10 protein-coding genes are annotated in these 11,789 nt (G+C 64.6%); 8 read left to right on the plus strand and 2 right to left on the minus strand.

What is annotated here, in order from left to right; translation table 11 throughout:
* Positions 1–152 precede the first annotated feature (152 nt).
* The 4 genes from SH591_RS04745 to SH591_RS04760 all read left to right on the plus strand — a co-directional run bounded on the left by SH591_RS04745 (position 153) and on the right by SH591_RS04760 (position 4,274).
* Positions 153–653 carry a GNAT family N-acetyltransferase gene (locus SH591_RS04745; protein WP_324750746.1) on the plus strand — a complete coding sequence of 167 codons (501 nt, stop codon included), beginning with the start codon at positions 153–155 and terminating at the stop codon, positions 651–653.
* A gap of 195 nt (positions 654–848) precedes the next feature.
* Positions 849–1,625, plus strand: coding sequence for a DUF1206 domain-containing protein (locus SH591_RS04750; protein ID WP_324750747.1), 777 nt, complete (start codon positions 849–851; stop codon positions 1,623–1,625).
* Positions 1,626–2,385: 760 nt separating this feature from the next.
* Entirely contained in the window at positions 2,386–3,510 is a 1,125-nt protein-coding gene (locus tag SH591_RS04755; protein WP_324750748.1) for an AI-2E family transporter, read from the plus strand.
* A 197-nt stretch (positions 3,511–3,707) separates the two neighbouring features.
* On the plus strand, positions 3,708–4,274 hold the full coding sequence (locus tag SH591_RS04760; RefSeq protein ID WP_322832642.1) for a PAS domain-containing protein: 567 nt from the start codon (positions 3,708–3,710) through the stop codon (positions 4,272–4,274).
* A 148-nt stretch (positions 4,275–4,422) separates the two neighbouring features.
* Here the strand turns inward: SH591_RS04760 and SH591_RS04765 are convergent, their stop codons facing one another.
* Both SH591_RS04765 and SH591_RS04770 read right to left on the minus strand, forming a co-directional pair.
* Positions 4,423–4,833, minus strand: a complete 411-nt coding sequence (locus tag SH591_RS04765; RefSeq protein WP_322832641.1) for a DUF6481 family protein — start codon at positions 4,831–4,833, stop codon at positions 4,423–4,425.
* A 139-nt stretch (positions 4,834–4,972) separates the two neighbouring features.
* Positions 4,973–5,998 carry an alpha/beta fold hydrolase gene (locus SH591_RS04770; protein ID WP_324750749.1) on the minus strand — a complete coding sequence of 342 codons (1,026 nt, stop codon included), beginning with the start codon at positions 5,996–5,998 and terminating at the stop codon, positions 4,973–4,975.
* 229 nt (positions 5,999–6,227) lie between these two features.
* Here SH591_RS04770 and SH591_RS04775 point away from each other — a divergent pair, with 229 nt between their 5' ends.
* From SH591_RS04775 to SH591_RS04790, 4 genes are all read left to right on the plus strand, one after another.
* The gene (locus tag SH591_RS04775; RefSeq protein ID WP_322832639.1) at positions 6,228–6,569 is read left to right on the plus strand and encodes a response regulator; all 342 of its coding nucleotides are present in this window, start codon (positions 6,228–6,230) and stop codon (positions 6,567–6,569) included.
* A gap of 301 nt (positions 6,570–6,870) precedes the next feature.
* Entirely contained in the window at positions 6,871–8,541 is a 1,671-nt protein-coding gene (locus SH591_RS04780; protein ID WP_324750750.1) for a ShlB/FhaC/HecB family hemolysin secretion/activation protein, read from the plus strand.
* A gap of 54 nt (positions 8,542–8,595) precedes the next feature.
* The gene (locus SH591_RS04785) at positions 8,596–11,019 is read left to right on the plus strand and encodes a two-partner secretion domain-containing protein (protein ID WP_324750751.1); all 2,424 of its coding nucleotides are present in this window, start codon (positions 8,596–8,598) and stop codon (positions 11,017–11,019) included.
* Positions 11,020–11,078: 59 nt separating this feature from the next.
* The gene (locus SH591_RS04790; protein WP_324750752.1) at positions 11,079–11,690 is read left to right on the plus strand and encodes a L,D-transpeptidase; all 612 of its coding nucleotides are present in this window, start codon (positions 11,079–11,081) and stop codon (positions 11,688–11,690) included.
* Positions 11,691–11,789: the final 99 nt, after the last annotated feature.

An 11,789-nucleotide genomic window follows, 5' to 3' on the forward strand; every position in this document is an offset into this window, starting at 1 on the left:
CCTGCGAACACCCCGCCTCCTGGCTATCGCGATTGACTCGATCGATCGCTTATCGATCCATTTCTCGAGGGGGCGTGACGGTCGTTCGGACGCGGATCGCGGACTGCGCCTCCGCGATGGCATCGCTGCGCAACCGCGGCTAAGCGCAAGCGATGACCGACTTCCATTGGCGGCCGATGCGCGAAAGCGACCTGGACGGCGTGGCCGCGGTGGCCGCTATCGCCTTCCCCGGTCATTTCGAGGAACGAGCCTGTTTCGCCGAGCGCCTGGCCCTATTCCCCGACGGCTGCTTCGTGCTCGCCGCGCCCGATGGAATCATCGGCTATCTCATCGCCTACCCCTGGGCGCCGGGCGCGATCCCGCCGCTCAACAGCCTGCTCGGCTCTCTCCCTGCCACGGCGGAGGCGGTCTATCTGCACGACCTCGCGCTCCATCCCGACGCTCGCGGACAAGGCGCCGCCCGGCCGATGATCGAGCGGCTGGCCGCCAACCTGCGCTCGCTGGGCACGCGCCAGATTGCCCTTGTGGCGGTAAACGGTTCGGTACCTTTCTGGCAGACGATGGGGTTTGCGCCTGTGCACGACGATCCGTCGCTCACCGGGAAGCTGCAGAGCTACGGCGGCGATGCGACCTATTTGACCCGCCCGCTCTGAGCGGGTGCGGAGCCTCTCTCCCGTAGCGCGGGGCCCTTGGGGGATCGGAGGGGAATGTGAGGGAAAGCGCGGCCCTCACCGCGCGTCAGCCGCCCGCGGTGCGACCGCCTCATTGTGACTCCACTGGAACGACCCGCCCTTCCTTCCGTTCAGGCCGGGAAGGAGATGTTTGTGCTGAGTATCCCGAGCCTTGAAATGCTGACGCGCATCGGCTTTGCCGCCCGCGGCGTCATGTACTGCCTCATTGGTTACCTGGCATTGCGGTCCGGACGAGGCGAGGACGGCTCGGGGGCGCTTGCCTATCTCGCGGACGGGAGCGGGAAGCTGCTGCTGGGGCTGATGGCCCTCGGGTTCCTCGCTTATGGCATCTGGCGACTGTCCGAAGCCCTCATCGACACGGAAGGGCATGGCTCGGACGCCAAGGGCCTCATCGTGCGCGCCGGCGGCGCAGCGAGCGGAATCATCCACGCCGGACTGGCAGTGGTTGCGGCCAATCTCGCGTTCGGGCGGGCCGGAGGCGCCGGTCGCGAGGGCGCGCAACAGGGGGCTGAAACCGCGCTCGCCGTGCCGGGCGGCGCGCTCCTCCTCGGCCTGATAGGACTGGCGCTGATCGCGACAGGCGCGTGGCAGATCGTGAAGGCGGCGCGCGCCGATTTTCTGCGCCCGCTCGACGGCCAGGCCGCACGACGCCCGTGGGTGATCGGCCTCGGACGGACAGGTTATTTCGCGCGCGGGCTCGTATTCCTGATCATGGGCTGGTTCCTGGTGAAGGCCGGCCTCGCCGCCGACGCCTCGCAGGCGGGGGGCATGGATGCCGTCCTGGAATCCCTCTCGAGCGGACTGCGCTACGCCGTGGCGCTGGGATTGCTGCTTTTCGGTGTCTTCAGCTTTGTCGAAGCCTGCTACCGCCGGATCAACGATCCCGATGTCCTGAACCGGCTGAAGGGCGCCGCGCAGGCGGCGCGAGCCTGACCGGGAAGAGGCATCTCGGGCTTGGGAGCAGAAACATTAGAGCCCGTGAGTGGGTCGCATGCGGGCCCCGGCCCGCATCATTGTCCTTGCCCGTAAGCGCGAGGAGGGTTGCGCCGATCGACCCTAGGTCGGCGGAATAAGTGGCAAGCAAGGCGAGCTCTACCTTCTCGTCCGGACCGGGTCGAAGGCCCTCCAAGAACGACCGTGCAGGCCAGCTGTCGACCGCTTCGCTCATCCGACGTCTGCGAGGTCGTTGAGAAGGTTGGCGACCTGATCCCATCGATAATGGAGGGGCTGGGCGAAACCATGCTCGTCGATCGACCATTCGAGGCGCCGCGACCGGCCGTTGGGTGTCGACGCGGCTCCTCTGGACTGGTAAGGGTAACGGCTCCTTTTGGCCGTAAACGGACTGTCTGTTTCTCGGTTCAGCGGGGGCAAAGCAGACGTTGGCCGGTAGCCCATCCTCGATGCCCGCTAGTGATGGCGTCCATTAAAAGAGCGGGGCGAGGACTCCCCTGGCTTGCCGCTGCCGCCCGAGCAGATCCAAGCAGTCATGGCGCTCGCAGAAACAGCTCAGAGGTGCCGTTGCAGCAGCCTAGCCCCGCTTCACGCGCCCCAACGCTCTGGGCGAATCGCTCGCTATGCGTATCGGCTTACGCGCCTTCGTGTAAAACACCCGGCTCTGAAGCGGCAAATTTGCGTAAAACGAGTAAGCGGGTTGGAATATTCCGACCGCGAAACTTTAGGTGCAGGAGCGTGAATGGCCAATTTCGCCGAACAGTCCGACATAATCGGCCAGGAAGAGCTGCCCCGGGCGAAGCCGCGCGACAGCCTCGAACGGCGTGTGTTTCGGGCCACCGTGATCATCCTTGCGACCCTCGCAGCAGCCTATGTGTTGTGGCTCCTCGTTGATCTGCTGCTCCTCCTGTTCGCCTGCGCCCTGGTGTCGCTCATTCTGCTGACCTTCACGAACGCATTCCGCCGGCGCACCGGGCTACCATATGGCGTCGCACTAGTGCTCGTGGTGGCCGGGCTGCTTGCATTTGTCGGCGGCGCGGTGGTCTTCTTCGGCGCGACAATGCAAACCGAATTCGCGGAACTGGGCACGCGCCTACCCGCCTCCTGGGCCGATCTTCAGGCGAGACTGCAAAACTCAGCTCTAGGGGCTGCAATTCTCGAGCGGGCGCAGGGGGTGGCGCCGAGTGGGCAGACGATCGTGAGCGCCGCGACCGGCGCACTTGCCGCCGTCGGCGGGGCGTTGTCCGGACTCGTTCTCGTCCTTGTCGGCGGCTTATATCTCGCCGCCCAGCCGACGCTCTACGCCACCGGCCTGCTGCGCCTGATACCCCCGCAGGCCCGCGCGTCGGCTGCCGAGACGCTGGATGCCATCTCCGTCTCGCTTCGCAATTGGCTGAAAGGCCAGGCGCTTGGGATGCTCGTCGTCGGCGCGGGCACCGGCTTCGGACTGTGGCTTGTCGGCGTACCCGCCGCCTGGGCGATTGGGCTCGTGGCCGGCCTGGCGGAGTTTGTGCCCTACCTCGGTATATTCGTGGCAGCCATACCTGCGGTCGTCCTCGGCTTCGGGCAAGGCACGGATACGGGGCTCTGGACCGTCGGGGTACTGATCGCGGTGCAGCAGCTTCAGGGCAACCTCGTAATGCCACTTCTGCAGAATCGAATGGTCGATCTGCCTCCGGCCGTAACCATCTTCGGCATAATTGCCGCAGGCATCCTGTTTGGATTGCCGGGAGTGCTGCTCGCGACTCCCCTTACCATCGTCGTTCTGGTGCTCGTTCGCCGGCTCTATCTCGAGGAGGACAAGCATGAGGTGCTCGCGAGCAGCGATGCTCCGGCCACGCCTCCCCCGCCGATAACTCCATCCTGAGCTGGGGTGAGGCAAAGGGCGGAAGCGGCGTAACACAGTCTCGGTAATGGCCGCCGCGCCGCGCACACCCATTCCGGATCGACTGTCTCACTCCTGTAAAGGTGCCGTTTGCAATCGCTCCATCTGGAACTGTTCCAGGGCAACGGCGTTCTTTCTCCTCCCGTCATGTTAGGTCGGCCAAAACTGGAGTTCTCCACATGCTGATCAACGCCGAGACGGTTGATCTCGTTATCGATAGTGCAACGAGCATATTCAGCGACGGTCATGGCGAGTTTGCCGAGATGCTGGAGCAACTCCCGGCGGCGATCTACGTCACCGACAAAGACGGTACCATCATCTACTTCAATCGAGCGTGTGTGACCCTGTCCGGCCGGGAACCGGTGCTGGGCGTGGATAAATGGTGCGTGACGTGGAAGCTCTACACGGTAGAGGGCGAGCGCCTTCCTCACGATGAGTGCCCCATGGCCGTGGCGATCCAGCAACGGCGCCAGATCAGAGACGTCGAGGCGGTTGCTGAAAGACCAGACGGGTCCAGGGTCAACTTCATCCCGTATCCCACGCCGGTGTTTAACGAGAGCGGGGACCTGTCAGGGGCCGTGAATCTGCTCCTTGAGGTCCGCCAAGCGGATAAGCCGCGCTACTTGCGCCAGCAGGCGGAGCGATGCCGCAGCCTGGCCAACGAGACCGGTAGCTCGACCCTCGTCGAAACGCTCATGCTGATGGCCGCAAAGTATGACGAGCAGGCCCTCAGGATGAACAGGTAGAAGGGTCGGTCAGCTTGCCGCGAAGGCGAGCGCAACTCGATCGACTTCCCGTGATCATTCGCTCCTAGCCCCGAACGCGCACCACTGACCGCGCGAAACGGGCGAAGGCCTGCTTTCGGGCTATCGGGGCATCCACTCGGTAATGCCGCTACTTCCGCGCCTTGCGAGCCGCATAACGGGCATCCCGCGCCGCTTTCATGTCCGCTGCACTGGCAGGCTTCAATCGCGCAGCCTTGAGCGCTGCTGCGGCCTCAGCTTCCGCAATGCCGGCGGCCTTGATTGCTGCCTTCTCTGCTTTCGCAGCCGCATTTGCCTCAGCCTTGGCTGCACGCTCCTCGGCGAGCACCTGCTCTCGCGATTCCCGCGCCTGACGGCGTTCCGCCATCAAGGCCTCATCGACCGGGGGCTTTGCCTTCAGCTGGTCTAACGCGGTTTGCTTGGCCTTCTTGGCTGAGGCGACGCGATCTTGAAACGAAGGGTCTTTGAACGAGGCCACGAATTGTCCTTGGTAAGAGATGAACTTCGAGCGCTGTTTATAAGTCGCCAGCCGCGCTTTCAAGCTGGCGCTGATGAGGCCCCATGAATTGACCAGGGGAGCCGTTGATATGGCGCTTGGCGACGCGTTAAACGAGGCCGGGGCCCGAGCCGAGATGGTTAGCACCGGCTCCTGCCTTCGGCCGTCGAGGGTGAGCGGCCGATTAGCGGCGCTGGCCTACCACGTCCGTGATCGCTCGCACGACCTGCTCGGGCACGGCGTAATGGAACAGATGGCCCTGCTCCGGCACGACGCGCAGATCCGAACCGTCGATATCCTCGACGAGCCGCTCCGAGTGCTTTCCGATATGCGCGATCAGGTCGCCCTCGCCTGCCATGATAATCACCGGCAGCCGCAACTCGCCATAGCGGCGGCTGAGCGCCACGGCGCCGGGTATCATCAAAGCGGTGTCGGCGGCCGTGGCGCGCACCTGAGACGGACGCAGTGCCATCGCTATCGGCAAGTCGGCGAATTTTTCCGATACAGCAGCAGGGGCAAAGCTGGCCTTGACGGCGGCCGGACCGGTCAGCAGGCCGGTGAGCGGCGCTACCGTGTGGGCAATCACATCACCGAGCAGCGGAATGGCTGGAACCGAGAACGGGAGGACGTCGGGCCGGACGGAACCGTAATAATAGCCAGAAAGAAGAACCAGGCCGGCCACCGCTTCCGGATGATCGAGTGCCATGGCAATGGCGGCCATCGTGCCCCAGCTGTGGCCGACCACGACGGCGCCTTCTGCGCCGATCTCCTTCAACGCCTTTGCAATGAGCTCCGCCTGAGCGGCCGGTGTCCAGATGGTCGTCCGGGGACGATCGCTGTAGCCAAACCCGGGCCGATCGAACGCGAGCACGCGGTGATGCTCGGCAGCGAGCCCCAGGATTCCACTCGCCTCGAAATCCTGCAGCATCACTCCGTTGCCGTGGAGGAGCACGACAGGCGTACCCTTGCCACGATCGACATAATGAAGCCGGACCCCGTCGACGACGACGAACTTACCGACTGGCGGGTTTTCCTCTTCGACCCGCCGGGCCCGCGCGCGATTGAACCAGGCGCTGGCCGCCAACACGGCGGCGGTTGTGCCGGCAGCAAGCCAGCTCTTATTCTGCTTGGCCGACACCAGCCACTGTTCGGATTGGCGAGATGCGGCGAGGTGGCCTGGTTGGGCTTTCTTGTTGGGCTTTTGTGTCATGGCCCCTCAACCTTGTGGTATGCACAAAGTTGCACGTCACCCGCCAGCGCGTCATCGCCGAAAGATCCGATCGTTTAATGAGAAAACAAGCTGTCATCTCCCGGCAGTTGAGCAGCCAGACCCTGAAACTAAAACCTGAATGGCTTCGTTAGAGTCATATCGTTGGTACAGGCGTTTGAGCGTCCAACGGCCGAGAGACCTTGTGCTCCCGCTTTAGGGAGAGACAGCAGTGCACGCTCTGATTATTGAAGACGAGCCCGTCATCGCGATGATGATCGAGGAAATCCTTCGCGAAAATGGCTACACTAGCTTTGGGTTTGCGGTGTCTGCAGCGGAGGCCGTCGAGGTCGCGCGGGCCCACTGTCCGGATCTGATAACTTCAGACGTGGCGCTGAAACCAGGCAACGGGATCGATGCAATCGTGGAGATTTGCGGTACAAAAGCGCTTCCCGTGATTTTCGTCACCAGCAATGATGCGGAGGTTCGGAGGCGGCTGCCGAGGCATCTCGTGGTGCGTAAACCATTTTTGGCAGCGGACTTGAACGCAGCGATCCGCTCATTCTCCGACTAGCGAAGCGGAGTCCGCCATTCGATTATCCGGAATGTCAGATTGAGCGTTCATGTGCGTTCGTCGCACAAGGTTAGTTCCATGAGCGAGGAAAATATACTGCGCGACTGTTAACCTGTTCTAAGCTAGGGGTCACTAGAAGTCAGAAACAGCGGAGCCGGACTTCTCCTTCGAAGCGGCCCTATGCTGCGGCCGGATCCCCCGGCCCTGACCGACCGGTAGGTCGATCATTTAAGCTACGTGTGTACCTCACCGCTGCGTGGGGGACGTCACGCCTCCCAGACGCGGCGGCATTGAGGTAGCTATGTACAAGTACAGCGTAATCACGGCGGCCATGCTGGCCGCCGGCGGGCAGGCCGCGTCCGCCCAGCAGGCGCCCAGCGCCGGCACTCAACTTCAGCAGATCCCTCCCGCTCCGGCTCCGCCAAGGGTCGATCCCCAGATCAGGATCGAACGCGCCGGCTCGCCCGACCAGCCACTCGCGGGTGGCGCAACGGTGCGCGTTGATTCCTTACATGTGACCGGAAACACCCTGTTCAGCGAGGCAGAACTGATCGCGGCCGCAAACATCGCGCCGGGCAGCGAGCTCACGCTCGCCGACCTTCGCGCCGCCGCCGCCAGGATTGCCGCGCACTATAACGAGCGGGGCTATTTCCTGGCGCAGGCCTATCTCCCCCCACAGGGCATCGAAAACGGCCTGGTAAAGATCGCCGTCGTGGAAGGGCGCTACGGCAAGATCGACGTACGCAACCAGACCAACCTGGCGAATGGACGCGCGAACCAGATCCTGGACGGGCTGCGCACCGGCGATCCGGTCGCGAGCGCCCCGCTCGAACGGCGCCTGCTGCTCCTATCCGACATTCCGGGCGTTCGAGTGAAGTCCACTCTGGTCCCCGGCGCGCTTGTCGGCACCTCCGATCTCCTTGTCGATATTGACCCGGGCCGGCGCGTTACCGGCAGCGTGGAGGCGGACAATGCCGGCAACCGTTACACCGGCGCCCTTCGTGCCGGCGGTTCGGTCAACCTCAACAATCCTGGCGGCATCGGTGATCTCCTCAGCCTGCGGTTGCTCGCTTCGGAAGGCGGCCTGGCTTACGGCCGCGCCTCCTATCAGGCGCCGGTCGGCAGCTTGATGTTGGGCGTCGCCTATACGCATCTCACCTACGAACTCGGCCGCGAATTCGAGAGCCTCGACGCCGACGGCACCGCCGACATCTTCAGTGTCTTCGGCAGCTATCCGCTGGTGCGGTCGCGGGATGCCAATCTCTACGCGCTGGCCGGCGTGGACGTGAAGCAGCTCGAGGACCGGGTGGGCCTGGTATCGAGCGAATCCGACAAGCAGGCAGTAGTTGCTACTGTCGGCCTCAGTGGCGATTCCCGCGATGAGTGGGGGGGTGGAGGTTGGAACGTCTATTCGATGGGCGTTTCGTTCGGAAGCCTCGACATCCAGAGCCCGATCGAACGGGCTGCCGACGCTCTCACGGCGCGCAGCAACGGCAACTTCGGGAAGCTTCAGGCCAATATCGGCCGGCTGCAGACTCTCAGTGGGCCGCTCTCGCTCTACGCCTCGATGCGGGGCCAGCTCGCCTTCGCCAACCTCGACAGCTCCGAGAAGATGGAACTGGGCGGCGCCTATGGGGTGAGGGCCTATCCCGAGGGCGAGGCGTATGGAGACCAGGGCTATATCGCGACGGTGGAGGCCCGATTGATGCTCACACAATGGACAAAGGCTCTGCCGGGACAACTCCAGCTGATCGCCTTCGTCGATGTCGGCGAGGTCGAGTTTTCCCATGATCCCTGGTTCACCGGATCGAACCATGCCAGCCGCAGCGGATACGGCGCCGGCCTCACGTGGTTCGGCCCGCACGATCTGGTCCTCAAGGCCAGCTACGCCCGTAAATTGGGTGACGCAGTGACGACATCCGGCCCCGACAGGGACGGCCGCGCCTGGTTCCACATCTCCAAGCTGTTCTGACGGCCCGACCAGCATCTCCGGCTCACGCCGGCCCCCGATCAAAAGGACGTCATCATGAGCAAGATCTATACCGGGCGCTTCGACGCGGGCGACGCCATCGCGGCCGCCATTCCGCCCGCCAAGGGCCTCCTGTCCGCATCGACCGCCATAGCCCGCGTGGCGGGCCTGTGCTTGCTCGGGATGACGATCGGCTCGGCGGCGCAGGCGCAAAGCCTGCCCACCGGCGGCACTGTCACCTCGGGAAGCGCCACTATCAACCCGGGCGCAACCGTTCTGACTATCAACCAGACGAGCCAGAACGCGGCGCTAAACTGGCAGAGCTTCTCAATCGGCAAGGACAGCGCGGTTGTCTTCGTCCAGCCGAACAGCAATTCCGTTGCGCTAAACCGCGTGCTTGGCGCTGATCCTTCGGCAATCCTTGGAAGCCTCACGGCCAACGGCAAGGTTTTCCTGGTCAACCCGAACGGCATCCTGTTCGGCCAGGGCGCGAACGTCAACGTCAGCGGGCTGGTCGCCTCGACCCTCGGTCTTTCGGACACCGACTTCATGGCCGGCCGCTACACCTTCTCCGGCGCCGGGGGAGCGGTGCTGAACCAGGGGACGATCACTGCCAACGGCGGCTACGTGGCCTTGCTCGGCGCCAGCGTCAGCAACCAAGGTGTGATCCAGGCCAATCTCGGCACCGTTGCGCTCGCGGCAGGCGAAGCGATTACGCTCGACGTTGCCGGGGATGGCCTGCTCAACGTTGCGATCGACACGGGCGCTGTGAATGCGCTCGTTCAGAATGGCGGCCTGATCCGCGCCGATGGGGGCCGCGTGATGATGACCGCTCAGGCGGCTGGGGCACTGCTGCGGACCAGTGTCAACAACAGCGGCATCATCGAGGCACGCACGATCCAGAACCGCAACGGCACGATCGTGCTGCTCGGTGACATGGAGAGCGGCACGATGAGCATTGACGGCGTGCTCGACGCAAGCGCCGCCCAAGGCGGCAACGGCGGCTTTATCGAGACCTCCGCAGCGAATGTCACGATCGCCGACGGCGTCCGTGTCACCACGGCCGCGCCGCACGGTCTCACCGGCACCTGGCTGATCGATCCGAAGGACTTCACAATCGCGGCCACCGGGGGGGACATTTCGGGCGCTACGCTTTCGGCCCAGCTCGTCACGAGCAGCGTCGTCATCAGCACCCTCAGCTCGGCGGGCGACAATACAGGCGGCGCCGGCGACATCTTCGTCAACGACGCGGTTGCGTGGACCGCATCCGGCGCGCCGACGACTCTGACGCTCAACGCTGTGCGGGACGTCAACATCAACGCGGCAATCACGGCTACCAACGGCAATGTAGTCGCCTGCTGCGGCCGCGACGTGAACGTCAACGCGCCGATCACGACGACCAACGGTAGCGTGCTGCTGAACGCGGGTCAGAATGTGAACGTGTTTCACGCGATCACGACGACCGACGGCAACATCGCCCTTTGCGCTGGGCACGACGTCCATATCGACGCTGCGATCACGCTGACGCGGGGGAGTACGATCCCGGCGCAGAGCCTCGGCCTGCCGGTCGGCCTCACCCTCATCTCGGGAGCGGCCGGCACCGGACCGGGCGTCGATGGCGGGACGATCGTCTTCGCGCCGCTCGCGCCGCCGGTCACCGTCACGGTCGCCCCCGTGACGATCAACTACAATCCGGTCTCCTACCAGGCGCCAAGCGACTTCTCGACCAAGTTCGTCCTCACCGAGGGCGCCGCGCTGACCCAGCGAATGCTGCTCTTCCCGAACGGCGACAAAGCGTTCGACGGGACCACCAACGCGGTCTTGGCCGGGTTCAACACAACCGCGACGTCGGGACTGCCGGGCGGCGTCACCCTGGTCGCGGGGCCGGACGCGACTGCCGCGTTCGATGGCTCCAGCGTCGGCACGGGGGTTGGCATCACCTACACGGGCTACAGCCTTGCCGGCGCGAATGCCGACCAATATGCGCTGGCAGGCTCGTGCTGTGTGAGCGGCTCGAGAACGACGTCGACGATTTCGGCAGCGGCGCCGCCACCGGTGGTGACTCCTCCTCCTGTCACGCCGCCTCCTGTTACACCTCCCCCAGTGACGCCGCCGCCACCGCCGGTGGTGACGCCTCCTCCTGTCACGCCGCCGCCGGGGACTGTTCCGACACCGGTGACCCCGCCTCCCGTAGTGCCGTCGCCGATATTGCCGGTCGCCCCGATCGTGCTTGCGCCCGTGCTAACCCCGCCGAGCGCGACACTTCCGCTTGCGTCGGCCGCTCTCCTGCCGATCCTGACCGAACTCGTTGTCGTGCAGCCAGGGCTGGATCTCGCCGTGCTCGACGGCGGCGTCAGGATGCCGGCCCCCGAACCGGTCGCCGCCGCTGCCCCGGCCGCTGCCCCGATGCCGAAACCCGTCCCAGTCCCGGCCAAGCCCGCTCCGGTGCCCGTCTATGCACCCAAGCAGGACCGGAATTGAGGAGGGCCCGCGTCACCGGGAGTATCTCGGCGCGGCTCCAGCGTACGCTAGGGCTCACGATGCTGGCGATCATGATGCCGTTTCCGTTCTCGGCAGGTGCAGCCGAATCATCGCCGCCGCCGACCTTCCTAGCAGAGGGCGCGTCGCCGGACGTGCGCAAGCTCGGCGCGTGGGCAATCCAGACCGGAGATCACCAAGGCGGCCCGTTCATCATCGTCGACAAGGCCGAAGCAAAGGTGTTCGTGTTCAGTGCGAAGGGCGTGCTGCTTGGGACGGCTCCGGCCCTGCTCGGCATGGCCAAGGGCGACACTTCCCCGGACGGCATCGGCGCGCGCAAATTGGCGAGCATCACGCCCGCTGAACGAATTACGCCGGCCGGGCGCTTCGTGGCCGCCATCGGCAGGAATCTGAGCGGGAAGGACATCCTGTGGATCGACTATGATGAGGCGCTCTCGCTTCACCGCGTCGACACGGCGAAGCCGCGCGAGCGGCGACTGCAGCGACTCGCCACGCCGACGACATCCGACAACCGCATCTCTTACGGCTGCGTCAACGTCCCCGCGGCCTTCTTCGAGACCTTTGTCGTGCCGCAGTTCAACGGAAGAACGGGGATCGTCTACATACTTCCGGAGACGCAATCGGTCGAACGCGTATTCTTTGCAAAGCCCTGAGCCCGCTTCCGCTGCCACCCTCGCCGATTCTAGCGATTCCATTCTTCCCGGAGAACGGCCTCTCGACACGTTTTTCCCGACACCGAAGCGCTAAGACCC

Source organism: Sphingomonas sp. LY54 (genome assembly GCF_035594035.1).
GTDB lineage: Bacteria > Pseudomonadota > Alphaproteobacteria > Sphingomonadales > Sphingomonadaceae > Allosphingosinicella.